This is a genomic window from Vibrio sp. Vb0667 (assembly GCF_033391095.1).
On the sequence record NZ_JAWPOL010000031.1, the window covers coordinates 24,637 to 49,217 of the forward strand.

Below are 24,581 nucleotides of genomic sequence, written 5' to 3' on the forward strand. Positions count from 1 at the left end.
GCGTTTTTGTTTCTGGGAAATCTGTAGCACTTACTTAGTGTGGTTAACAAACTTAGGATCAAACATGTGCCCCAATTTACTCGCCTTGGTTTGCAGGTAATGTTGATTACTTGGGTTATTCCCTTCTTGTAATGGCACTCGTTCAATGACGTTAATATCAACCGCTTTTAAGGCGGCGAGCTTGCGTGGGTTATTCGTCATTAGACGCACAGCGTCAATCCCCAAATGCTCTAGCATTCCTTTACAGAACGCGTAATCACGCATATCAGCGGCAAAACCTAAACGCTCATTTGCTTCCACGGTATCTGCGCCATCATCTTGTAAGTGATAGGCACGAATTTTATTAATCAAGCCGATTCCACGCCCTTCTTGACGTAAATAAAGCAGCACGCCACATCCCTCTTTGACGATGTTTTGTAGCGCTCTATTAAGCTGAAAACCACAGTCACAACGCGTGCTAAATAGAGCATCTCCGGTAAGACACTCCGAATGCAACCGAATAAGTGGAGCTGCACTTTTTGTTGGCTCACCATAGACCAGAGCAAGATGCTCTTTATTTGTCGCGGCTTCAATAAAGCCGTACATCATAAATGTGCCCCACTGGGTGGGCAATTTGGCTTTATCGATAAACTTCACGAGATTGTAAGGCTCAACATGTCTCAGCTCTGCCCGCACATTCATCAGAATCTCTCCTAGATGATTTTCTCCTTTACCATCTCCCCCGTCTCCCCAAAAGGCATCTTTATGAGAATGCTCTGTTAGGCAAGCGTTACCCGTTCTCATTAATTGCTGCGCTAATGGTGGATTTTGTAGAAACTTTTCCCTAACGATGAAAGCCATAACAGCCAACTTTATATCGTCCCAATCGCTTCTGACAAAGTGTTCGTATTTGCGGCTTAAAGCAAACGCTTCGTCAGGGGTGCTTGCGTGCTGAATTTTACTTTGCAACTGAGCATCGAGAAACTTTTGGGCTTGGTAATAATGTTCGCTGGTGGGCCAAGTTTGGGAGGAGATATTGACTGGGGCATGGCAAAAATTTGAGAGAAAACCGTGGGGCTCATCGGGCTCATAAAAAAGGATTTGATCAACCATACTTGCGCTCCTTGCTTTGTGGTTGCGATAATCAACAAAAAGCATATCGCTACTGATATATCTAGTAACACAAGGTCAGATTGTCAAACTTCTTCGGGACGGGACGTGAGTGTGAAACTCGTGCTTTTGAGGCGCAAGACAGATAAATGGAGAGTTTGAATAAGAGAGTAATAGAGTGAAAAAATAAAAAGGGCAGTCCGTCGACTACCCTATGGGTTGCTAAACCAACCTGAGGCGATCAGTGTATCAAGCCAAGCTCCCTTGCTTCTTCAATGGTCAACCCACTTTCACGGATCTCACGTAACGCTTCAATGCGTCTTCTGGCTTCTGCTGATTTCACTGTTTTCTCTGGCTTCACAACGGTTTCCTCATCAGGTAATTCCCATTTGTGAGCGATGTTGGTCATCTCGTCATGGTCGATAGAATTAATGGACATATTTCCTCCGAACACACCATGTTTTCGATGCGTAATCTATAGCAAAACCGGAACAAGGTGGTAAGAAAAACTGTAGGGAAATGTGACCCCTCCCGCCCTTTCGTTAACTCCTTAATAGATTCATCATTTAAGTTTTGCCAAGGGACAAATTTACGATTAAATTTGAGTAATTCCCCCTACGAAAAGTGTGCTGATCTAGCTCTCAATTCTGCTCTTCTTTAGTTTTATCAACGACGCATTACACCACTTCCTGTTTAACCTAACTTTCGAGTCACTTCACTGATTCATGGTTTGATACTTTCTAAAAACCGCCACACCTGATAATGATAATAATTATCTTTTAGATTGGTTAGGTGTTTATATGGATGGTATTAACTTAAGTCATGCATACCACAATGACCCGGTCATCCAGATCCGAGATTTGTGCGTCGATTACATCACTGATAATGGTGATTTTAATGCGGTAAAGTCCGTCAGCTTTGATATCGGCAAAGGCGAAATATTTGGTCTTGCCGGTGAATCTGGATGTGGTAAAAGCACAATCGCATTCTCAATAAATCGTCTTCATAAGCCGCCAGCGTTCATTTCTGGCGGTAAAATATGGTTTGATGGCAAAGATATCCGTAGTATCTCAGACTCTGAACTGACCGCTCTAAGGTGGAGTGAAATCGCCATGGTGTTCCAGAGCGCGATGAACTCACTCAACCCTGTCTTAACAATACAAGAGCAATTTGCAGATGTGTTACGACACCATCAAGGCCTCACTAACGCTCAAGCAAAAGATAGAGCAGAAAAGTTGTTGGACTTGGTCAATATTCCTCGAGAACGCTTAGCAGAATATCCTCACCAATTTTCAGGAGGAATGCGTCAGCGGTTGGTGATAGCCATTGCTTTGTCTCTAAATCCAAAACTGATCATTATGGATGAACCCACAACAGCATTAGATGTAGTGGTACAGAGAGAAATTTTACAGCAAATTTATCAGCTTAGAGATGAGTTCGGTTTTTCAGTCCTCTTTATCACTCATGACCTAGCACTCATGAGCCAACTATGTGATCGAATTGCAATCATGCGTCACGGAGAAATCGTCGAAGTCAATCGAGCATACGATATACGCAATCATCCTCAACACCCCTACACGCAAAAGCTATGGGCTTCTTTCCCAAACATCCATGACGTCCACAAACAACCAGAGTTACAAGGAGCGTAACCATGAGCCAGCCTATCATCCAAATGAAAAATGTGATTAAAGAATTCAAAGTAGGCGGTGGTTTAGCGAAAGAGGAAACCTTTCGTGCGCTTCAAGGAGTGACTTTTGATCTGTACGCAGGAAAAACCTTGGCTCTGGTTGGAGAGTCAGGCTGCGGTAAGAGTACTTGCGCTCGCTTAATAACCAAAGTCTATCCTGCAACGGAAGGCGAGATCCTTTTCAATGGCACTGACATAAATGAGATCACGTCACGATCGGCTCTACAAGAATATCGCAGTAAAGTACAAATGGTGTTTCAAGATCCGTTTGGCTCTCTCAATCCAACTCATACCATTCGCCATCACCTAACACGTCCTTTAAAAATTCATAAACAAGTCAAAAACGAGCGCGACATCCCAGCCCGCTTGGAAGAGCTCCTAAAGCTGGTGGAACTACCTGAAGAGACATTGAATAAGTTCCCTCACGAACTCAGTGGTGGGCAACGTCAGCGAGTAAACTTAGCAAGGGCTTTAGCGGTAGGTTCGCAAATCATTCTTGCGGATGAGCCTACGTCTATGCTGGATGTTTCTATTCGCTTGGGAGTGTTAAATTTAATGCAACGGATGAAGCAAGAACTGGGAATTGGTTTTTTATACATCACTCATGATCTGGCGACTGCGCACTACATCGCGGAAGAAACCGCAGTAATGTACAAAGGGCAAATCGTTGAATGGGGCGACACTCATTCAATACTTAAGAATCCGCAGCATCCTTATACTAAGCTGTTGATTTCTGCCGTTCCTGATCCTGACTTACCTTTTGGTAACTTAGTGAAAAATGAGCCAAACTATTCGATAGATGCCGATGAAATTCGTCAACGTAGCAGCATAATTGTCGACGAATTTGATCAAATAGGGCCAAATCACTATGTAAAACAATGGACTGAGGCAGCGTAATGGATTTGAGTACTTGGCAAGATCAAATCACCATGTGGTACGAACAGCGGAAACATGATCAAGTAGAAAAATTGGAAACGATCTTATATCAGGTGCCTGATGACGTGTTTGGCCCCGAATTGAGCGATCTTCAAAGTAAAGCGATTACTTGCTGGTTGGATGGATGTTTACGCGTGTTTCAATATGCAAGCTACCAAGACCCTCAGAAAGCATATCAAACCTTGCTTTATACGAGTGCAAAGCTTGAACAAGCAGCATGCCAAGTCTCGACTGATATTCTGATCAAAGATTGGTGTTTGAGACGACTTCAGCATCTCACCGTTGTGGCGTTAGAGTTTTGTAATCAGCAGTGTGATCAAAACAAGTGGCAGGAACAAGCCCATAGCTTAATCGAATCACATGTTGCGTTGATGCGTTCATTACACTGGAATGAACCTAAGAAGCATGATCAAGGTTTACCTCATTAGTCCGGAAAAATGATCAAGGCTTAATTAGCGGAATTTTAGGCAAAAAAAAGCGAGTTTCCTGAGGAGAAACTCGCGAAGTCTATTCAGAATGAATGTAACAATATGAGCCAATCTATTAATCATCAGAAAGGACAAAAGGTTGTCTATTCGGGATAAATAGTAGTATTAGGCTTGGCTTCTAATGTCAGTGGTTTGTAAGAGTTAAGTCTGTTTTTTATCATCGAAAGACATTGTTACATTTCAAACCGATACATCACACCTATAGCTTGATACACATCAAGCGACACTTTTAAATCGCCATTTCATCCAAGGCACGAAATACCATTTCATCCATGTGACCATCGAAGATTTGACGACAAACTTTCCGACGCACCGCTAACCCCGCAATCAAGCGCTCGATGGTAAGATGCTTAACATCGTTCTGGGTGTTAAACAGCTCGACGGTTTTACTTAATGTCTCATAAGGAATCGGCTCATCCCCTACCCTTAGCCAATCGAGCTTCTCTATGTAATCTGAGCACTCTTCTTTGATTGAGGCATACGAGTGCCCTGTCATCGCAGACAAAGCCGTTATACTGCGTTCTAGAGCCTCTGGTGAGGTATATTTAGATAGAGTAATGGTGATCTCATCAGCATTGATCTCTACCAAATGTTTTCTTTGCTTCACGCGTCGCCCTAAATTTCCTCTTGGAGACGGTGCTTTGCGTTGAATGGGCTCAAATTCGCCGTCTATGATGCCTGAGAGCTCCTCAAGCTGCTGTCGGGTTACCATCTCATTACGAAGCGGGTTTGGCAGCGTAGGCGCCATGTTGCGCTTGCCTGCGTTGGTTGTACGAGCACGTGAGTAACGCAGCACCTCTTCGACGTCACATTTGATGTCGATCTGGTAATCCATCACTTTATCATTCTCGATCATGGTTTCGATCGTTAAGTGATAGCCCCATAAGTTCACCACAAAAAGATCGTCTGTCCCTTTGCCGTCTGACAAGCGTTTCAGCTCACGGATCAGATCCATTGAGAACCGACGCCATTCAATGTTACGTGCAAGTTTCTGGTTTAACTCACTCAATAGCATGCAATCCGTGTGACGACGAACCATGCGACTACGGAAGAAAGAGTACAGTTGAAACACCAAAGTATGTTGTTTCAAGATCTCTGGCGGAAACAAGAAGAAATAATCGCGCGTTAACAGCTCTTCATAAAACGAAGGTTCCCAAACTAAAATATATAAGTTTGGCTTGATACGAATTTCACCATCGCTTCCCTCCACTGGTGCCTCTTCAGAGGCTGTGATGGTTCGAGCAAGAAAACGAAAACGATCACTTTTGAAGCCCTCTGGCATGTTTTCACTTAGCCAACGTCCAGTAAGTTCATGGAGCTGAAAATCAGTGAATTCAATGCGATCAATGCTATCGCGAATGGAATCACGAGCTGGGCCACTGTCTTTTTTGCCTCTGAGCGACAAAATATCAGTGATGTATAGCGGCGTTTTGTTTGGTACGTGAGCCGCATCAAGCTGATACTGATCTTTGTGATGATCATGATATTGAACCGTTAACGTGAAGAGAGCGAACAGGGTCATGAGATCATCCACAGTCATGATATTTTTGGATGATCGCGTCTCAATAACGGCTTTTGTGCCAGAGATCGACACCATGGATTTCTGATAACTTTTTCGAGTTCTTGGTGGCGCAAGTGCTTGGTCAATTATCCCAGCCCAATTTGTTGGAGATACAACAAATTGATCGGCTTCATCTTTCATCGTGGGAGGTGTGTTTAACCCGTGCTCATTCAACAAACGTTTGTTTACTTGAGTCTGAGCCAATGCTTTCGAACGTTTTTGTTTCTCGTTCTGGCGAACTTTGTCGGTAACAAGACTTGTTGCTCCCAACACAGATATAAGCTGATTGGGATTCACAAATTTATGTAGCATCGTTTTACCAGCAAGTCCCTCTTCAAAACGCACTGGAGTTTGAGTAAATAAACCAATATTTACTGCCGCGCGCAAACGTTGTTGCAGGGCTGCGCGTGTGAGTTGCCCATCTGTTGCTTCCACAATCTCTGTGGTTGAAACCAAACCATCCTTGCTGCTGAAGCCTCGTAATGAGATCAGATTAAGCAACTCTAAGATGCTTTTGGTCACCCCTTTGAAATGTTGGTACTGCTCTACCCAATCCGCAGAGGATTCATGTACCTCAAAAAGATGGCCATCTTTGTGGCTTCTCGGTGCTTTAATCAGAATTTTTTCATCAGCCGTCATTTTAGATCCAGATCACACTAGCCGTAGTTGTGCTATGGTTCCGAAGAATAAAGAAAAACAGATCATAAATAAAGAAAAAAGATTGTTTTTTAAATAACTGATCTTTTTGATTAATCTGATCTTAATTGATTATATGATCTAATGATCTGGCTTGAAGTTTTTCGCTAAGCATTTGTTCTATAAGACTATTATTCCCATGTATTTCGGAACTATGATCATAAGAAGTCTGAAAGTATGATCAACAATAACCTGAAAGCATGATCATATTTATTCGTAAGCATGATCATTAAGGTTATGAAAAGATGATCAAAAGAGTATTGAAACGATGATCATGATGTTTTTACAGGTTATCCACAGATGCAGTATTTAATAATGATCTTCACGATGATTATATTGTGCATTGGTGATGTTATTTATACTCGGATCGATGATCAAGAGCCAATATATCTATCGTTCTGGCGTCCATATTGATGAGATATCACTCATCTGATTAAAATACATTCAAGTCGCTCATATTTAGAAGTAAATCCTAGTCTCTGCTTATTTACAGGAAGCATGATCATGAGAGCGTGATTTATCATAGCAACTTGAGCAATTTCATTGTTCCGGCTTCTATACCGTCAATTTCTGCTCAATCCCCCATTCTGTCTGCACTCAACCGTAAATCAGAGAAGAAAACTCATGCTTCCGAGAGATTCTAAGGCTTGATCATATTTCCGATTAATGGATCTTATTTTATTTACGTGTTTACACCGTACTCTGCTCAATTTTTCCATGATCATGCTTTCGGATTTGTTTATTAACACGGAAGCATGATCATAAGTATACCTTGATCATACTTCCATAGATGTTTCGCTGGAACTGCCCTATTTTGTTCGGAGACATGATCAAGGTGTTCAGGTCTTTATTGTTCCGATATTACTTACTATTTTTCGTTTAAATTAGGTTGGTCTAACATAATCCGTAATTTAGCTTAAGATTATAATCGTTCCGGTAGAGAATTGATTTACATTGTAAATGAGTGACGCTGTAACACTTTTTATTTTTAAGTTTAGGTGTCCACTTATGAGAAGATTATTTGATTAAAAATAGTTATCTTTTTGACCATAAATCATAAAAGCGTCGATTTGGGTGTTTTTTTATGTGATGGTAATTCAAAATGTTTGTGCACCTTTTTGTTGTTTTTGGTCTTTACTGCTGTACAATTGCAGTTATAAATCCTTCCAACGGAATTTGGCATGAAAAGAGAAAAAACGATTGAAAACCTTCTTGAGTTAGCGGAGCTGACTCAGCAGGTTCAAGCTGACCGTATTGAAATTGTTTTAGAAGAGCGAAGCGATAACTACTTCCCACCAATGTCGAAAGCGATGATGGAAACCCGTTCTGGTCTAACTCGCCGTAAGCTCGACGACGCGATTGGTAAAATGGAAGCCGCTGGGCATCAATTTACTAAAAACAACGCGAATCATTATTCAATTACGTTAGAAGAAGCACACATGCTCATGGATGCGGCTGAAGTGCCTAAATTTCATGAGCGTAAAAAGAATTCAGGTAACAAACCTTGGATTATTAATGTGCAGAACCAAAAGGGCGGTACAGGTAAATCAATGACCGCGGTTCATTTAGCGGCATGTTTAGCGCTAAATTTGGATAAACGATACCGTATTTGTTTAATCGACTTAGACCCACAAGGCTCGCTACGTTTATTCCTCAACCCGCAAATCAGCATGGCAGAGCATGATAATATCTATTCTGCGGTAGACATTATGTTGGGTAACGTGCCTGATGGTGTGGAAATTGACAGTGAATTTTTACGTAAAAACGTATTGCTGCCAACGCAATATCCGAACTTAAAGTCGATTTCAGCGTTTCCAGAAGACGCGATGTTTAATGCGGAAGCATGGCAAACGCTATCTGAAGACCCATCACTCGATATCGTCCGTCTGCTGAAAGAGCAACTGATTGATAAAATTGCTGATGACTTCGATATCATTATGATTGATACCGGTCCACACGTTGACCCATTAGTATGGAATGCGATGTATGCATCAAATGCCTTGCTAATTCCTTGTGCGGCTAAGCGTCTGGACTGGGCTTCAACAGTAAACTTCTTCCAGCATTTGCCTACGGTATATGAAATGTTCCCGGAGGACTGGAATGGTCTTGAGTTTGTTCGCTTGATGCCAACCATGTTTGAGGACGACAATAAGAAGCAAGTTTCTGTTTTAACTGAAATGAACTATCTTCTAGGTGACCAAGTTATGATGGCTACTATTCCTCGTAGCCGTGCGTTTGAAACCTGTGCCGATACCTACAGCACAGTATTTGATCTGACAGTAAGCGATTTTGAAGGCGGTAAGAAGACACTAGCCACCGCGCAAGACGCTGTTCATAAAAGCGCACTGGAATTAGAGCGTGTGCTGCACTCTAATTGGCCGTCATTGAATCAGGGGTAATAAGTAAATGGCTTTGAAAACGTCTGAATTAAACGCGAAATTATTTGGCAAAACGAATAAGCGTCGTGTTGTGACTCCGCAAGAGGCGCAAACTGCGGCAAAAGAGAAAGCTCAAACGATTGAACTAGCAATTGCAGGTGAAAATATTGTTCAGTTTGAACTTGTGCGTATTCCTGCAAATAAAGTTGCGACAGAAACAACAGTATTTGTTGATAACGCTCGTGAGCAATCGTTCTTAAACGAACATGCTTTATCTGATGTTTTAGTCACACTCAAAGAGCGTGGCCAACAATATCCAGCAGTGGGTCGTAGAACTGAAGATGGCAAGATTGAAGTTTTAGATGGTAGCCGTCGTCGCATGTCTTGTATCCTCGCCGAACAAGACTTTTTGGTTTATGTTGCTGACAACATTAATACTGACCATGCTAAGTTTTTGTCTGATGTGGCAAATGCTCACAAGCCGCTCTCTTTATATGAAAAAGGGAAAGAGATGCAGGCTAAGCTTGATAGTGGTGAAGCTGAGGATCAGAAAGCATTGGCAAAAATGTTCCAGTGCAGTGAAGCGTTGGTAAGTGGCGCTTTAAAAGCCGCAGCATTACCGTTAGAACTGCTTCAAGCGTATCCGAATGTTGGCGATCTCGGTCGTCCAACTATCGTGAAACTGCACAAACAGTTTTCAACGCTGACGCCAGAGCAGCAGCAAGAGCTGTTAGATAAATGTCGCTCTAGCGAAGGGTTTTTATGGCAGCGAAGCACAGCTCAAGGCGTTGCTCGTCTGACAAAAGAAGTCACGGAAAGCATCGAAAATTGGATTACTGAACTTGCACCAGCAAAACCTGGCAAGAAGACGGAAAAAGTCGACTTAGTAAAAGGTCGAGCAAGCTATAGCCGAAAAGGTAGCAGCCTGGCGTTGAACTTGAAGAAAGTTGACGACAGCTTAATGGAAGAGATTCTTGCGTTTGTACAAACCAAACTGCAATAACAAATGATGATTGAATCAACCGCCTCCGGGCGGTTTTTTTATATCTGAGAAGCGTCAAATTAAAGATGTGATACCATTACGTCAGTTCAACGTTGGATAGACAAAATGCAGACACAATCTGATTTCCTTTCATCACTTCAATATCAAGCTCACCAATCTTTCCAAAGGATTGGTGTTGTCATTCAAGGCGAGGCTTCTTGGCAAAATGCGTTGATGTCAGAGTTCCATAAAACGCAGCGCCATCAACGTTGGTTTTCTGTTGGTGATTTTGGTTTGAAAAACGTATCCAGCGTTTCGTCTAAACAAGGGCACATGTTGCTAGGCAGAGAGTGTGACGTTCTATTGTTTGATGCTCGAAATGGCTTTGACGCAAATAGTTTTACCGCCACGCTTGGCTCATTGGTTGGCGGCGGTTTTCTTATTGTCATTACTGAGCTGCGACAAAATGCGAATTTTGCTCAGCAATGGATGCATAAACAATGGGAGAAGCTCGTTGTTATTGAGCAAGACAAACCATTGCCAATGGCTCCAGACATCAAGCAGGCAGAAAAAGAAAGCCACTACACGGAACAAGAACATGCCATTTCTCTAATTGAAAAGGTGGTAACTGGACATCGAAAGCGACCGTTAGTTTTGACCGCTGATCGTGGGCGCGGAAAAACAAGTGCCCTCGGCATTGCGTGTGCGAGCTTATTACAGCAGAAGCCACTTAGAATCTTAATTACGGCACCATCTATAAAAGCCGTTGAGCCTGTTTACCAACATGCTTTGCGGCTACTTCCTAATGCGCAGCGTATTAGGAAGGACAGATTAGAATCAGGGCAGGGAGCCATTCAATTCATTGCTCCTGACGAACTTCTATCGAGCAGACCTGAATGTGATTTGTTACTTGTCGATGAAGCGGCTGCAATTCCAGTTCCTATGCTCAAAAGCATTACCGAACATTATCATCGACTCGTTTTTTCTACGACTGTTCATGGTTATGAAGGTTGTGGCCGGGGCTTTACGATTAAATTTGTTGATTGGCTTCAGAAACAGCGTTCGGGAATGAAAACATGGCACATGACACAGCCCATCCGCTGGAGCATGAATGATGCGCTTGAATCATGGCTCTATGACACGTTTTTGTTGGATGCGGAGTTAACGCACCATCAACTTAAACAGGTCGACTCAATTTCCCTTTCTAAAGCCGATAAGAACAATTTGATATCGCAGCCTAGTTTGCTGCGTGAGTGCTTCGCTCTTTTGGTGAATGCTCATTATCAGACCTCGCCGAATGATTTGATTCACCTTTTGCAAGACGACAACAGTCAGCTCTATTTTGCTAAGCAAGATAATGCGGTTCTGGGGGTGATATTAGCGGTCGAAGAGGGGGGCCTTGACGATGAATTGATTGAAGAAATCCAGCTTGGTAAGCGTCGTCCTAAAGGACACTTAGCCCCAATTACGATTGCAAACCACCTAGGATTCCCGAATGTCGCGAATCTATCGACGCTGCGAGTCATGAGAATTGCGGTTCATCCAGCATTGCAAGGCAAAGGCATTGGTCAAAAAATTCTGCAGCAACTTGAGCAAATGGCTGCTAAACACATTGCCTACTTATCCACGAGTTTTGGTGCGACGGAAGAGTTGCTCTATTTCTGGCGACAATCGAACTTCCGTACAATTCGCTTAGGGTCAATGCGCGATGCTGCTAGCGGTTGTTATTCAGTCTTGATGGTCAAACCTTGTGATTCCCAACAGACGGCTTGGGTCGACCAATCTCAGGCGCTATTTGAAGAAATGTTGTCTAACAATGTGGCTGACGTCTATCCAAAATTAGAAGCCCCTATTTTTCGAGCTCTATTGCCGCAACCTTTGGGAATGAGTCCACTTCATCCCGCTAAGTTATTACTAATTGAATGTTATGCTGATGGTGGTAACAGTTATGAGTCTGTGTCTGTGTGGCTTCAGCAGTGGTTACTTAACTTAGGTTTGAACTCCGCTTCCGACTTGATGATCAGTAAGCTTTTTCTTAACCGTAGTTGGACTGAATGTGCTCAGCAATTTGGTTTACCTGGAAGAAGGCAAGTTGAGCAGCAGTTAAGGGACGAAGTAAGACACATTTGGAGCGATTTACACTGTAAATGAAATTACTGGGAGCTGATTTTACACTGTAAATCCAGCTCCTTTTTGTTTCAGCGTGTATTTTGATTGAGCTTTAGGCTAAATCGAGTTTTCTCTTAATATGCTGTTTAACCGTTATTGATGGATTACTTTCTTTAGTGACGTGAGCCCTATAATAAGAAATGCGGGGTTTGTTCAGAAAACGGATTTGGTTAGACTGAAAGTGTTGATGGGATGCATAGTGGTAAGGGTATGTGGAAGCTGTGTCTTGAGTTATCTGAAGATAAAACCAAGGTGATAGCCCGTCTTCCGGGTGAAGTGGATCTCGGTGGTGAGCTAAATCAAAATGAATTAAACGAGCAGCTCGTAGTAATGAACGCCGAAAAGATGTTTGTTGTAGAGGGGGAAGTCGTTAGGTTCATTAACTGCGCCAAAGAACGTAAAGCTGAAGCTTACGAAGGCATCGTCATTGCAGAAAAACGCAACGCACAAGTTGAGGTCGAATTGTCGAATAATGACATGCTCGCCAGTATGAACGTTGTCGGTGCTTACGGAGGCCGAGGTTTACGTGGCCCCGAGATTGTTCAAGCCCTTGCTCAAGCGCGAGTTTCGAAAGGCATCAACAAACTGGCTTTGAAGAAAGTGTTGGTTGTCAGCACTCAGCTCAAACCCGGCGAAACTTTTTCTCAACCTGTAGCGGTTGGTAAGCAACCTATCAAAGGCAAAGACGCTCTTTTTACTCCTCTCGTTAAAGACATCACCAAACGCATCCTCAAACCCAAAGACGGCCAATCTGCTAGCGACAAAATTGATTTACGTAACCTCGGTGAAACTATCGCGGTTGACGTAGGCGATGAGGTGATGCGCCGCACGCCTGCGACCAAAGGTACGCCAGGTTTTACTGTTCAAGGGCGAGTGATTCCTCCACAAGCTGGAAAAGACAGCCCAATGAAGCCAGGCAAGGGCACCGAGATAAGCAAGCACGACCCAAACCTATTGATTGCATCGGTATCCGGTACGCCTCTAATTAAAGACAAAACCATTGAAGTTGATAACGCACTCTGCCTCAATAGCGTTGGCGTGAATACAGGCCACGTGAAATTCAAAGGGAATGTGATTATCGGTGGCAACATTGAATCTGGCATGATTGTTAAAGCGACGGGTTCTATTACTGTAGGCGGCTTCATTGAATCGGCTGACGTACAAGCGCAAGACGACATCCAAGTTGGTAAAGGGATCATTGGCCACACCGTGAGTGATGGCCAGCCAAAGAGTTGTCACGTCAAAGCCAAAGGTTCGATTCGTGCCAGCTACGCCCAATATTGTGATTTGCAAGCCGGCGAAGATATTGAGTTGGCGGTGCACAGCATGAATAACGATATTGTTTGTGGGCGTAATCTGACGGTGCTAGACGCGAACGGTAGGAACGGCACGCTCAGCGGCGGAGATGCAAAAGTCGGTGGCAAAGTGGTGTGCTTACAATTGGGCGTAGAAGGCGACACCGCCACTAAGGTAGAAGCGTTCGCACGCTATTCTGCATTTAAGGAACGATTAGCAGAGCTTAAAGAACAATACAAACGCGCTCAAGAAGGCACGATGGATGTGATTCGTAAAGAGCTCGAATTTAAGAAACGTCCTAAAGCCGAACGTACCGACGAAGAACAAGCTCAGATTGACGTGATGAAAACACAAAACAACGAGCAGCTTGAAGCGATAAAGCAAAAGCTAGAACAAACGGAACATGACTTTGAAGTCGCGTTAGAAGAAAATATTGTCGAAGCCAAAGAGCGTGTCTTCACTCGCGTGACGGTGCAGTTTGGCGACGAACAAGTAACGACAAAGCGCACTCATGGCGGTTGTTCGTTCCGTTTCAATCAATACGAAATTAAAGTCTCGGCGAACTTGGAAGAAGAGGACGTCGCTGCGGTTTAAGCTTTCTTACTCACTGAGCCCACACGTCGCAACAAGATGTGTGGGCTTTTGTTTATCTACAAATCGACAATGTGCTCTTGATAGTAGTCCGCAAGCGCACCCACTTGGCTGCTACACATTACTTTCATTGCTTGTTTAATGTGTTCTATTGGCCAGTTCCACCATTGGATATTGAGTAGAGTTTCAATCTCTTTATCGCTGAATCGTTGACGTACGACTTGGTTGTTTCCAACCACCACAGAATAAGGTTGCACGTCTTTCGTCACTACGGCGCGTGCTCCGATGACGGCTCCATCGCCGATGTTTACTCCGGGCATGATCATCGCCTCACCGCCAATCCAAACATCATTTCCCACCACTGTGTCTCCGGCACGCTCGAAACCGTCTTGTACGCCTTCTCCAAATTCTTCAGGAGAGAAGGGGAAGGTCGAAATCCAGTCAATGCGATGACCTTGGTTTCCTGCCATCATGAAGGTGGCTCAAGAAGCGATAGAACAAAACTTGCCAACGATTAATTTGTCGATGCTATCGGTTTCTCTACTTTGCCATTCTTGAAGTGTGACGGGGTCACCCAACAAGTAGCGTACCGCTTGCTCTTCGAAGCTTTTTTGATGATAGAAGCCCGAGTAATAGCTGTAATCGCCAACGATGATATTGGGATTAGTGATGTGATCTTTAATGACTTGACCTTTTAACCACGTGTCGAAAACACTCATAACTCATCCTTTCAAATTTAGGTTGTACAGAGTTTAGAGGCTTTCTATTATTTTCAGTAGTTTGATTTTAGAGATTCAGAATTACTGTATGGAAATAAAATGGCTCAGCTACGTACCACTTTACGTCGCTTTGTGCGAGGAGCGAAGTATTGCTGGCACAGCAAAGCGACTGAATTGTTCGAATGCGCATGTAAGTCGGCAACTTAAACAGCTTGAAGACATATTGTCGGTGCAGCTTATTCAGCGAACTACGCGCCAGTTTAATTTGACCTACGATGGTTTTCGGTTTTATCAGCAGGTAAAGCAACTGCTCGAAGGTGCTGAGCAGATCAATGAGCAAGTCATAGCAAACGAGATCGTATCGGGAAAATTGAGAATAGCGGCGTCTGCTTCTTTCGGAGCCGCGTTACTCAGCCAAACATTGATCGAGTTTCGATTGCAACATCCACAAGTGAGCGTCGAAGTGGTCTTCACAGAGACACCTCTCGACTTGATTGAGGCTGGGTTTGATATCGCATTCTACTTTACCGATACTCCTCCAGAGGGATACGTCGGCCATCAGCTACGCACTTTACACTGTAAACCGATCGCTCATCGCTCGTATTTAGCTGATAAACCAAATGTAAGTACGCCAGAGGATCTTGGTGACTTAGAGCACATCCTTTATAAAAGTCGTGACTTGGTGTTAGACAAGTGGACGTTTACGCATAAGCAAACTCAACAGCAGTGCAGCATTGAGTTAGAAAGTACGCTGAGTTTTAATCTTGTCCAGTCCATGTTGGATGCTACTTTGGCTGGCTGTGGTGTAGCCATGTTAGATGAATTTGCACTGGCTAAACTCGACCCTGCACAAAAAGAACAACTCGTGAGTTTGCTGCCAGAATGGCAAACGGATGCGATTTTGCCGCTTTATCTGCTCTACCCAAAACGTGAGCACTTACCAAGAAGAACGCGAGCGTTCATTGATCACTTTAGGAACATATATTCTGTCGGCGAGTAGCAATAGCAAACTTAGTGACAATAGAGGAAGCAAAGGAATGCGAAAACACTGTCACCAGCTTCCCTGATGCAGGCGTGTTTGTTAAAACAGGTAACGAAGAAAACATATGGCGAGGGTGAGCTTCTTCAAATCAGCATTAAAGGCAATAACTACTGACCGGACACAGAAGAAGCTCATGGATTCAGCTAACTTACATTAGGTATCGTGCTTACAGCTCGTAACGTAGACCTAAGTGGTAGTAGCTTTCGTCTGCGTGCGCACCGCCAAACGAGACTTCTTGTCCATTGCTGTAGCCACGCGAGCCGTTACGATCAACGTAGTTTGTGTAGATAGAAGAACGAGGCGTCAGTTTGTATTGCACTTCTAGCGTTGTATCTTTCAGCTCTAGCTCGTCACCATCACTGTTTTCTAAAGAACGATAACCAGCACGCAGTACCCATTTGTCATTTACACTGTAAACCGCCGTTAGTTCCATCACTTTGTCGGTACTGGTTTGTGAGTAATAGCCCTCTAGTTCATCTTCCGAGTACAACGCACCCAACATCAAATCACCTAGGTAGTAACGCGTACCTGCGCCCCAGAATGTGTAATCGGTGTCGTTGCTTTCACGTGCATCACCTTTATTCTTCTGCATCGCTATCACTGGTGCCAAGGTACCCAAATTCCCCATGTCTAGCGTATAACGCAGTGCAGCGTTGTAACCGTAGTCGAGCTCAGAAGTGTTGTTTCCTAAAATGTACGCGACAGAAAAATCGACATTACCTAGGCTGTTTTGATATTGCAGCGTGCCATCTTGACGGAAAACTTGCGTCGCGGTTTTGTCGACTTTATTCGCTTGGCGCGCCATAGAAACATCGGAAGAGGCGAACACATCACCAATGTCGGTAAACATAATCAATCCAGATGCCACGCGACCACCAGTAATACGACCATAATCTTTCGCATCAATCCCCGCCCATACATAACGTGCGGTCAGAGACGGTTTGTCGTTTACTTGGTTTGCGTATTCAGCTGCACCCACTTGGTATTGCGCTTGGCCGATGATCGACGCGTACTCGTTGATGGTTTGTGAACCGTTTAAACCAATACGGCCATCAAACTCGCCATTTGCATCGCCGTGCTCGTCATTTTTACTGGTGACATTGAAACCAAGACGAGAGTAAATATTTAAAACTGACCCATCTTCCGCTTGATACAGCTGCGCTGCCATTGCGTTTGATGCCATCAATGTAGGGAGAAGTAGAGTCAAAATGTGCTTTTTCATGATTAACGACCTTTCATTTCTATTGTTTTAGGTACGACAAAGCCCCTTCCGAGTAACGGAATAAGAAAAACTGTCGTGGAGTAGAGAGAGGGTGCGCCCTTGTTTGCCAAGGGCGCGAGCTAGTCCATTCCTATAGGGGAAGAATGATTTAGCTTAAATCGACGTCTTTGCAGCCAAAGAAGTAAGTCGCGAGGAAGCCGACGATGTAAGAGATAAGCAGGCCAGCAACAAACACCATCATGCCCGGGAAGATGCCATTTTCAGATGTCATGAGAGGAATCGCCACGATACCGGACGGGCCAAACACCGTATTAAGACCAACTGGTAAGCCAAGGTAAGAAACTAAACCGATAAAGAAGCCGCCCGCAGCGCCGCCAATACAAGCGGTAACGAATGGTTTTACGCGTGGTAATGTCACGCCGTAAATCAATGGTTCGCCAATGCCTAGAAGGCCAGGAATAATAGCGCCTTTAACTTGAGTGCGCAGTAGAGCGTCTTTTTTGGCTTTGAAATACAGCGCCATTGACGCGCCAACCTGACCGCCACCAGCCATCGCCAGGATAGGGAATAGCGAGTTAAAGCCCTGTGCTTCCATCAATGCGAAGTACACTGGAACAAAACCCTGGTGGATGCCAAATACCACAGAAATTAAGAACAAACCTGCCAAGATCGCAGCGCCTAATGGGTTATCGTTCAAGTTGAGGAACAACCAAGACATCCCTTTAAACAGCTCGCCGCCGATTGGCATGATGATCAAGAAGGTTACCGCACCCATGATCAACAGAGTGATAACGGACGTTAAGATCATGTCCAGATCATCTGGCATGTATTGACGAACCTTACGCTCGACTTGCGCACCGATGATCGCCGCCAAAAGTACGCCGATAATGTTGCCGCGCGGATCAATCGCAAAGCCGAAAAACTCGTTCATGCCAGAGTAAATACCGGATGTAGCCTCTGGGTTGTAACCCAGCACAAACAAAGAGGCGAGAATGGCACCATTAACACCAGAGCCGCCAAACGCTTGCTGCGCGTTGTAACCAATCAGAATACTTAAGAAAGCAAACAGACCCTTACCAAAGACTTTCATGTAGGCGATCAAATCCAGCATAAACTGGCTTGGTGTCTGGTCGAGAACAAACATCTGTTCCAATAACGTCGCAAAACCTAGCAACAAACCAGCGGCAATAAAACCAGGGATCAACGGCGTAAAGATGGTAGCAAACTTGCTTAAAAAACGCTGAACCGCACTGGTTTGCTTACTCTTCATCTGTTTTTTCTGCTCGGCTGCGACGGCAGAAAGATCTTGTTGCGGCATATCTGCTTCTTCACTGTCACCAGAGGTTAAGCTGTAGATCAATTGATTCATCATCTCAGCCGCTTGTTGAGCTTTTCCGGGACCGAGAATGATCTGAAACTGCTCATCGCTTTCCACCACACCCATTACGCCGGGAATTTGCTTGATAACTGATTGATCAGCCAAGCCATTGTTGGCGAGCGATAAACGCAAACGCGTCATACAGTTACCACATTTGCTTACGTTGCTACTGCCACCCACTGCGGACAGCAACTGCGATACTGTGTTTGAAGTTATTTTTGCCATAGGGTCTATCCTTCAGAACTCGGATTATTTAGTTATTATTTAGTGCTGCGCGAATAAAGCCGTTGTGCGCGGCGAGGCGTGATTTGGCTTGTTCGGCATCCAAATCGGCCAAAATCATTAAGATGGCGGTTTTGCAGTGGCGACCGCAGGCATTTAATGCTCGCTCTGCTTCTTCTTTTGATGCGTCGGTTGCTTCCACAACAATGTTGGTTTGGCGTTGTATGAGCTTGGCGTTAGTGGCTTCTACATCCACCATTAAGTTGCCAAATACCTTACCGCTACGAATCATTGCGCCTGTCGTGAGCATGTTTAGCACCAGTTTTTGTGCGGTGCCAGCTTTCATGCGAGAAGATCCAGTGACAACCTCTGCGCCAACTATCGGCAGAATCGCGATGTCGGCCGCTTCTGCCATGGCACATTCTGGATTACAAGCGATAGATGCGGTCGTGGCTCCGATGGATTTAGCGTACTCCAAACCACCTAGTACATAAGGTGTACGGCCACTCGCTGCAATGCCTACAACCACGTCATGCTTGGTGAGGTGAAGTGCTTTTAAGTCGTCTTGACCCATTTTCGCGTTGTCTTCTGCGTTTTCTACCGCTTTTAAAATCGCTTGATGTCCACCAGCAATTAAGCCAATCACCATATCTGGATGCGTGCCGTAGGTAGGAGGACACTCGCTCGCATCAAGAATTCCTAAGCGGCCTGATGTGCCTGCTCCCATGTAAACCAAACGGCCACCATTGGCGAACGCTGCAGTAATTGCATCAACCGTCTTTGCAATTTGTGGTAGCACTGCTTTGACCGCGAGCGCGACTTTTTGATCCTCTTCATTAATGACTTGCAGCATCTCGATGGTCGAAAGCGTATCAATCTCTGCACTGACTGGATTACGGCTTTCTGTCACCAATCGGCTTAAATCAATTTTCATGTTTTACACTCTTCGTAATGTTCAATCTGAGGGCGATTCTATGGAATAAAATATTCTGTTTTGGTGATAAAAATCACACTTGAGGTTATTCTTTGTGCAGGAGAAATTTGGAATAATGAGAGAAAATATATGTCTATTACATCCGATATAAACTGGCTTGGTTAGAATAATCATGGAGTTAAATCAAACTCCAATTATTTTTGTTTTGGAATAAATTATTTAAATTTTTTGAGGTTTTTGTTGTGTCAGTTGTCAATAAGATAGTCGCGAGGCGTACTCAGCTTTCGCAAAGTGGTCGTTTGGTCGGCGATTGGATTGTTGAAAACGCAGAAAAGGCGGCGCTGCTCACTAGCCAAGAACTTGCGGCGCAAGTAAAAGTGAGTCAATCGAGCATTGTGAAATTTACTCAGCGTATTGGCTTTAAAGGCTACAGCGAGTTTAAGTTAGCTCTGAATGAAGAGATTGGCCGTAAGCATGCGATGCAGTCGACACCGTTGCACAGTGATATTTTGGCAGATGATCCCATCGCGGTTATTTCACAGAAACTGGTGAAAGCAAAAACAGATGCTATGTTTCAAACCACCAATGCGCTGTCTTATGAAGCGTGTCACCAAGCGGTGAAATGGTTGAGCGAAGCGCGTCGAGTGCAAGTGGTCGGGATTGGGGGCTCAGCCCTGACCGCGAAGGATTTAAGCTTTAAACTGCTTAAACTCGGTATTACGGCGCTTTCCGAACAAGACAGCCACGTGCAGATTGCTGTTGCTCGTACCCTCTCTTCAGAAGATGTGCAGATTGCGATTTCGTATTCGGGCGAACGCAAAGAAATTCTCGTCGCGGCAGAAGCGGCAAAAGAGCAGGGCGCGAAGGTGATTGCGTTATCTGCTCCTGGGAGAAGTCGCTTGCGCGGTATTGCCGATATTACGTTTGATACGATTGCCAATGAAACGGAACATCGCAGCTCATCCATTGCTTCGCGTACCGCGCAAAACGTGATCACCGATTTGCTGTTTATCATCTTGGTTCAGCAAAGAGACGACAGTGCCCGTCAGTTGATCAGCGATATCAGTACCGACATCAAACAGATCCTCACATGATCGCTTAACCAACAGCGGACTAGAGATCCGGATCGTGCCTCAGCAAAGCAATAAAAGCAGAGAGATGTTTTTCAATGGTGAGATCGGCAGAAATCGCGGGTAATTCCAACGTGATGCAAGGTAAATCACGTTCACTACACCAAGTGCCGAATGAGCCGGGTGTTTCGTAGTCGACATCGTCAACGATTGGCAGTTGGAACTGCTCGCCGAGCCATTTGGCAAGGTCGGAATGTTTGGGATCATCCACAAAAGCAAGCGGTTCATGAAACGACACCACAAACTTTGGCTTGCGCAGTTCAATCAAGTTAATTAATGCGCTAACTTCAGGCTCTAGTTGGTTTTTAGTGCCAGTTTTCACCTGTACGTCTCGAACGGGTGTGTGAGAGCTCCATCGATACACTGTGCCATGCTCAGTCCAATTTTGGGTTGGAAACGCGCGATTGAGATCCACTTGGTTTGCATTTGCGCGTGTGCCTAGTTGGTTGCCGTCAGGATTCATTGACAGAATCACATCATGTCGTAAGTTTTCAGCAGGCAAGCTTCTTAGCGCGCAGGACAAACCTGCAATCGAGGCCGTCTCGTCCCCGTGAGTGCCTGCCAAAATCAAACCTCGCAAAGCACTTTCGACTTGAGCCGGAAAATACAGTAATGGCGCACCAAGCACGGATTGACCGTATGATGTTGGCCGAATTAAAAATGCCGCTCTTTCCGTTCTTGGAATTAGACTCACCGTAATCTCCTGATTGATGAAGTAGTATCAATATCTAAGCTAATTACACCTAGCTAAACTGAACCGTTTAAACTCGTCAATGGTTGAAATGTTAATTGTGGCACTTGCTTCACAAGACGCGTTAGGAGAACGAAAAACGATATGGATTTTAAAAAACATTCAACGGCGTTGCTGATTTCCTCTTTATTCACCCCTTTTCTTGCTACATCAGTTGCTGCGGAGACCTTACCTAAAGGTATTCAACTTGCCGCAGAACAGCATTTAGTACGTGCGAATGACGCAGAGGCGGCGACGCTTGACCCAGCGAAAGCCGAAGGTCTGCCAGAAATGCATGTGATTCGTGACTTATTTGAAGGGCTTGTGATTCAAGATCGTGACGGAAACATTATTCCCGGTGTGGCAGAATCATGGGAAACCAACGACAACCAAACCTTTACTTTTCACTTGCGCAAAGACGCGAAATGGTCGAATGGCGAGCCTGTGACAGCGGATGATTTTGTTTATTCACTGCGCCGAGCGGTGGACCCGAAGACCGCTTCTCCAAATGTTTGGTATCTCAAACTCACCAAGATCAAAAACATCGCCGATGTAGCAGAGGGCAAAAAGCCTTTGGACGATCTCGGTATCAAGGCAGTGGATAAATACACCCTACGTTTTGAGTTGGACAGTCAAGTGCCGTACTTTGTTGCTATGACTGGGCACACGTCCATGATGCCAGTGCATCAAGCGACAGTGGAAAACCGCGACAAGCCGTGGAGTGATCCAGACCAATTTGTTAGCAACGGTGCATTCACATTGGATAAGTGGGTCGTGAATGAGCGCATTGAACTGGTTAAGAGTCCAAGTTACTGGGACAGCGCAGATACGCATCTAAACAGAGTGACTTATATTCCGTTTGAAAACCAAAACGCGTCTATCAATCGTTATGCGGCAGGAGAGCTGGATATCACGTCAGATGTGCCGACTCATATGGCGCAGAAGCTTAAACAAGATTACAAGCAGGCTTACACGGTGGTGCCATTATTGTGCACGTATTACTACGCGTTCAATACCACTCGTCCGCCATTTGATGATGTGCGAGTGCGTCAAGCGGTGTCGTACTCCATCATGCGCGATGTGATTACGAATGGTGTCACGCAAGTGGGCAACCTTCCTGCTTATACTTTTGCGCATCAGTACACCGCAGGGTTTGATGCGACGCCGCCTGAATACAGTAAGTGGAGTCAGCAACAACGTGACGAGAAAGCGCGTCAGTTGTTAAAAGAAGCGGGTTACAGCCAAGACAAGCCGCTCGATTTTAAATTGTTGTACAACACCAGTGAGGCAAACAAATCGATCGCGGTTGCGATAGCGTCGATGCTACAAAAAAATCTCGGTGCAAACGTGGAGTTAGAAAACCAAGAGTGGAAGTCATACTTAGTGGCGCGTAAACAAGGCAATTTCGATGTGATGCGCGCTTCCTGGTGTGGTGATTACAATGAAGCGTCTACTTTCCTGAGCTTACTTCGCTCAGGTTCCTCGGGTAACTTTGCACGTTACAGCAGTGAAGCGTACGACAACGCGATGAACAGTGCATTGGCCGCAACCAATGAGAAAGCGCGCCAAGGTTTCTATGATCAAGCCGAGCAATTGTTGGCGGCGGATATGCCAATCGCACCGATTTACTACTACATGCAAGCGCGTTTGGTTCGTCCTACGGTTGGCGGTTTTGCCAAGAACAACGTAGAAGGTCGTATCTACTCGAAAGACCTCTACATCAAGAAGTAGCGCTCAAAACAAACGATAAATATGAAGCCCCGAAGATGTATCTTACGGGGCTTCTTTTTATTGTTAGCGAGTGGAGAGCTTGTTCACGAGCATAGCGACTCGTTTGCCAAGATACTCCGCCGTTGCAACATCAGAAGCATGCAACTGACCACCTTCACCACCTTGTGCAACAATACCACCTTGTACACCATAACGATTCAGGTTTTGCTCCCCAGAATTGCTGATCTTATCCAACCCGACCCACATCATGCCGTGTTGGTTAGCGAGCGTTTGTAGATATTGTAATGTGCAAGATTGGTCGCCATTCATTGCCCCACCACTGGTAAAGCCAGCCGCGATTTTGCTCGCCCATTTTTGGTAATACCAAGATTCACTGCTTGCATCTGCAAATGCTTTAAACTGCGCTGCTACACCGCCCATATAGGTCGGTGAGCCAAAGATAATCGCATCACACTCAGCAAGTTCATCCATTAGTTTAGGGTTCACAAAACGTCCCTCAATAATCTCACTGCCTTCAATTCGGTGAGCGAGGATTTCACATTCATCTTGCTGCTTAATGCCTTGTTGTTCAACGCCTGCGGCAATCGCGCGAGCAAGCTGACCAGTAACGTCGGTTTTAGAGAAATAAATAATCGCAATTTTGGACACAATGGTTCCTTTTTTCATTGTTGATTTTTAATCGTGCGACTAAGGCTAAAACCTCAAGATAAGTTGAGGTCAAGAAGAGATTTGAGATAGATAAAGTACGAATTGGTATCTAAAGAGCTTTCTTATAGGGTAAGTCGACGGCATAACTACAGTGAATGCAACGACGATGAATATCGTGTATAAAAGCGTTAAAGGAAGATCTTAAAGATGTAGAAAACTCTCTTGGAAACAATGATAAAGGTACCGATACTAGTGATGAGTAATAGGCGGAAAAATAGATTAAAATATGTAAACTCAGACCTGATCCAAGGCGGGAAAAGTACATTTCATCGTTTCTTAAGGCGAGGGATTATTATCATTATGGTAGGAGGCCTTTCTACAGCCTCTTCCACGGTATTTGCACACTTTATAGCGGGTGTGTTTGATGTGGATATGAATGTTCATCCAGAGAGCTTAGAAGAAAAAGTGCATGCACTACTTTTTGTTTCGGTCAGTCTTGTTTTTTACCTCTTTTATGCCCTTATCTCGCTAAATATTAGTGGGTGGCTCATAATGAAGCTAAAAATATAAGCTTAACTAAAACCATGTCCTTGTATTTTAAGGAAGATGGAACTAGTGACGATTTTTTCTTTGCTTGCACCATCTCTATTTTTTGTATTTATTTAAGGTTCGTAAATAAGAAGCTTCCTTTGGTTGAAGTGGCGCTTTTGGTTTCGGCGGTGTGTCATGTGTTTATCATGAAAGAATACAGCGGTGACCTTTCAGTTTATACGTTTTGTCTCTTCACTGTTGTTCTCCATTAACTTTGGGTTATTTGTGACTACCAAGTGATATTAAAAAGCCGATGTAGATACATCGGCTTTTTAGTGGGTTATTGTGCCGTCCTAAATAAGGTTGACACTTTCCACCCCCCAAAATTGGAGAGTGTTATGAAATCAACAACTAAAAGAAC

19 protein-coding genes and 1 pseudogene are annotated in these 24,581 nt (G+C 44.4%); 11 read left to right on the forward strand and 9 right to left on the reverse strand.

The genetic code is table 11. The features are described from left to right. Positions 1–30 precede the first annotated feature (30 nt). Together ribA and R8269_RS19870 are read right to left on the reverse strand one after the other, a co-directional pair. Positions 31–1,092, reverse strand: coding sequence for a GTP cyclohydrolase II (ribA, locus tag R8269_RS19865; RefSeq protein WP_017635221.1), 1,062 nt, complete (start codon positions 1,090–1,092; stop codon positions 31–33). Positions 1,093–1,330: 238 nt separating this feature from the next. Continuing rightward, positions 1,331–1,528: a PA3496 family putative envelope integrity protein gene (locus R8269_RS19870; RefSeq protein WP_005374493.1), complete on the reverse strand. Its 198-nt coding sequence runs from the start codon at positions 1,526–1,528 to the stop codon at positions 1,331–1,333. 361 nt (positions 1,529–1,889) lie between these two features. Between R8269_RS19870 and R8269_RS19875 the strand changes: the two genes are divergently transcribed. The 3 genes from R8269_RS19875 to R8269_RS19885 are packed head-to-tail and all read left to right on the forward strand — an operon-like array spanning position 1,890 to position 4,140. Beyond that, positions 1,890–2,738 (forward strand): ABC transporter ATP-binding protein, encoded by an 849-nt coding sequence (locus R8269_RS19875; protein ID WP_318222641.1) that lies wholly within the window; start codon positions 1,890–1,892, stop codon positions 2,736–2,738. Between the two features lie 2 nt (positions 2,739–2,740). Next, positions 2,741–3,673: an ATP-binding cassette domain-containing protein gene (locus R8269_RS19880; RefSeq protein WP_017821873.1), complete on the forward strand. Its 933-nt coding sequence runs from the start codon at positions 2,741–2,743 to the stop codon at positions 3,671–3,673. Next, positions 3,673–4,140: a transcriptional regulator gene (locus R8269_RS19885; RefSeq protein ID WP_256901204.1), complete on the forward strand. Its 468-nt coding sequence runs from the start codon at positions 3,673–3,675 to the stop codon at positions 4,138–4,140. Before R8269_RS19880 ends, R8269_RS19885 begins: the two co-directional genes overlap by 1 nt. Before the next feature lie 289 nt (positions 4,141–4,429). Here the strand turns inward: R8269_RS19885 and R8269_RS19890 are convergent, their stop codons facing one another. Continuing rightward, positions 4,430–6,400, reverse strand: coding sequence for a replication initiator protein RctB domain-containing protein (locus tag R8269_RS19890; RefSeq protein WP_005374502.1), 1,971 nt, complete (start codon positions 6,398–6,400; stop codon positions 4,430–4,432). Positions 6,401–7,638: 1,238 nt separating this feature from the next. Here R8269_RS19890 and R8269_RS19895 point away from each other — a divergent pair. From R8269_RS19895 to R8269_RS19910, 4 genes are all read left to right on the forward strand, one after another. Then, positions 7,639–8,856: an AAA family ATPase gene (locus R8269_RS19895; protein WP_005374503.1), complete on the forward strand. Its 1,218-nt coding sequence runs from the start codon at positions 7,639–7,641 to the stop codon at positions 8,854–8,856. A 7-nt stretch (positions 8,857–8,863) separates the two neighbouring features. After that, positions 8,864–9,838, forward strand: coding sequence for a ParB/RepB/Spo0J family partition protein (locus R8269_RS19900; protein WP_318222642.1), 975 nt, complete (start codon positions 8,864–8,866; stop codon positions 9,836–9,838). 105 nt (positions 9,839–9,943) lie between these two features. Beyond that, positions 9,944–11,968, forward strand: a complete 2,025-nt coding sequence (locus R8269_RS19905; protein ID WP_318222643.1) for a tRNA(Met) cytidine acetyltransferase TmcA — start codon at positions 9,944–9,946, stop codon at positions 11,966–11,968. A 228-nt stretch (positions 11,969–12,196) separates the two neighbouring features. Beyond that, positions 12,197–13,876: a DUF342 domain-containing protein gene (locus R8269_RS19910; protein WP_258669829.1), complete on the forward strand. Its 1,680-nt coding sequence runs from the start codon at positions 12,197–12,199 to the stop codon at positions 13,874–13,876. Between the two features lie 56 nt (positions 13,877–13,932). On the opposite strand, the pseudogene catC reads toward R8269_RS19910, so the two are convergent. Then, a pseudogene (gene catC, locus R8269_RS19915) lies at positions 13,933–14,592 on the reverse strand (type C chloramphenicol O-acetyltransferase). 88 nt (positions 14,593–14,680) lie between these two features. On the opposite strand from catC, the gene R8269_RS19920 reads away from it, so the two are divergent. Continuing rightward, positions 14,681–15,592, forward strand: coding sequence for a LysR family transcriptional regulator (locus R8269_RS19920; protein ID WP_262659792.1), 912 nt, complete (start codon positions 14,681–14,683; stop codon positions 15,590–15,592). Positions 15,593–15,800: 208 nt separating this feature from the next. On the opposite strand, the gene R8269_RS19925 is transcribed toward R8269_RS19920, so the two are convergent. The 3 genes from R8269_RS19925 to murQ all read right to left on the reverse strand — a co-directional run bounded on the left by R8269_RS19925 (position 15,801) and on the right by murQ (position 19,390). Beyond that, a complete protein-coding gene (locus tag R8269_RS19925; RefSeq protein ID WP_025768709.1) occupies positions 15,801–16,856 on the reverse strand; it encodes a porin in 1,056 nt (351 codons plus the stop codon). 148 nt (positions 16,857–17,004) lie between these two features. Beyond that, a complete protein-coding gene (gene murP, locus R8269_RS19930; protein ID WP_017821880.1) occupies positions 17,005–18,459 on the reverse strand; it encodes a PTS N-acetylmuramic acid transporter subunit IIBC in 1,455 nt (484 codons plus the stop codon). 28 nt (positions 18,460–18,487) lie between these two features. Then, positions 18,488–19,390 carry an N-acetylmuramic acid 6-phosphate etherase gene (murQ, locus tag R8269_RS19935; protein WP_017821881.1) on the reverse strand — a complete coding sequence of 301 codons (903 nt, stop codon included), beginning with the start codon at positions 19,388–19,390 and terminating at the stop codon, positions 18,488–18,490. Between the two features lie 242 nt (positions 19,391–19,632). Here murQ and R8269_RS19940 point away from each other — a divergent pair, with 242 nt between their 5' ends. After that, on the forward strand, positions 19,633–20,484 hold the full coding sequence (locus R8269_RS19940; RefSeq protein WP_021707579.1) for an SIS domain-containing protein: 852 nt from the start codon (positions 19,633–19,635) through the stop codon (positions 20,482–20,484). Between the two features lie 19 nt (positions 20,485–20,503). Here R8269_RS19940 and mpaA read toward each other — a convergent pair whose 3' ends face one another. Next, positions 20,504–21,214, reverse strand: a complete 711-nt coding sequence (gene mpaA / locus R8269_RS19945) for a murein tripeptide amidase MpaA (RefSeq protein WP_017821883.1) — start codon at positions 21,212–21,214, stop codon at positions 20,504–20,506. A gap of 141 nt (positions 21,215–21,355) precedes the next feature. On the opposite strand from mpaA, the gene R8269_RS19950 reads away from it, so the two are divergent. Continuing rightward, complete coding sequence (locus R8269_RS19950) at positions 21,356–22,981, forward strand: ABC transporter substrate-binding protein (protein ID WP_318222644.1); 1,626 nt, start codon at positions 21,356–21,358, stop codon at positions 22,979–22,981. Positions 22,982–23,044: 63 nt separating this feature from the next. On the opposite strand, the gene R8269_RS19955 is transcribed toward R8269_RS19950, so the two are convergent. After that, positions 23,045–23,629, reverse strand: a complete 585-nt coding sequence (locus R8269_RS19955) for a flavodoxin family protein (RefSeq protein ID WP_318222645.1) — start codon at positions 23,627–23,629, stop codon at positions 23,045–23,047. 231 nt (positions 23,630–23,860) lie between these two features. Here R8269_RS19955 and R8269_RS19960 point away from each other — a divergent pair, with 231 nt between their 5' ends. Further along, on the forward strand, positions 23,861–24,199 hold the full coding sequence (locus R8269_RS19960; protein WP_025500824.1) for a hypothetical protein: 339 nt from the start codon (positions 23,861–23,863) through the stop codon (positions 24,197–24,199). The last annotated feature ends 382 nt before the right edge of the window (positions 24,200–24,581 follow it).

Bases quoted from the DNA above. Each gene is read 5' to 3' on its own strand.
- R8269_RS19925 (WP_025768709.1), bottom strand. From the start codon at position 16,856: ATGAAAAAGCACATTTTGACTCTACTTCTCCCTACATTGATGGCATCA.
- R8269_RS19885 (WP_256901204.1), top strand. From the start codon at position 3,673: ATGGATTTGAGTACTTGGCAAGATCAAATCACCATGTGGTACGAACAG.
- R8269_RS19910 (WP_258669829.1), top strand. From the start codon at position 12,197: ATGTGGAAGCTGTGTCTTGAGTTATCTGAAGATAAAACCAAGGTGATA.
- R8269_RS19950 (WP_318222644.1), top strand. From the start codon at position 21,356: ATGGATTTTAAAAAACATTCAACGGCGTTGCTGATTTCCTCTTTATTC.
- R8269_RS19905 (WP_318222643.1), top strand. From the start codon at position 9,944: ATGCAGACACAATCTGATTTCCTTTCATCACTTCAATATCAAGCTCAC.
- R8269_RS19875 (WP_318222641.1), top strand. From the start codon at position 1,890: ATGGATGGTATTAACTTAAGTCATGCATACCACAATGACCCGGTCATC.
- R8269_RS19920 (WP_262659792.1), top strand. From the start codon at position 14,681: ATGGAAATAAAATGGCTCAGCTACGTACCACTTTACGTCGCTTTGTGC.
- R8269_RS19895 (WP_005374503.1), top strand. From the start codon at position 7,639: ATGAAAAGAGAAAAAACGATTGAAAACCTTCTTGAGTTAGCGGAGCTG.
- murQ (WP_017821881.1), bottom strand. From the start codon at position 19,390: ATGAAAATTGATTTAAGCCGATTGGTGACAGAAAGCCGTAATCCAGTC.
- R8269_RS19890 (WP_005374502.1), bottom strand. From the start codon at position 6,400: ATGACGGCTGATGAAAAAATTCTGATTAAAGCACCGAGAAGCCACAAA.
- R8269_RS19870 (WP_005374493.1), bottom strand. From the start codon at position 1,528: ATGTCCATTAATTCTATCGACCATGACGAGATGACCAACATCGCTCAC.
- R8269_RS19960 (WP_025500824.1), top strand. From the start codon at position 23,861: ATGATAAAGGTACCGATACTAGTGATGAGTAATAGGCGGAAAAATAGA.
- ribA (WP_017635221.1), bottom strand. From the start codon at position 1,092: ATGGTTGATCAAATCCTTTTTTATGAGCCCGATGAGCCCCACGGTTTT.
- murP (WP_017821880.1), bottom strand. From the start codon at position 18,459: ATGGCAAAAATAACTTCAAACACAGTATCGCAGTTGCTGTCCGCAGTG.
- R8269_RS19880 (WP_017821873.1), top strand. From the start codon at position 2,741: ATGAGCCAGCCTATCATCCAAATGAAAAATGTGATTAAAGAATTCAAA.
- R8269_RS19900 (WP_318222642.1), top strand. From the start codon at position 8,864: ATGGCTTTGAAAACGTCTGAATTAAACGCGAAATTATTTGGCAAAACG.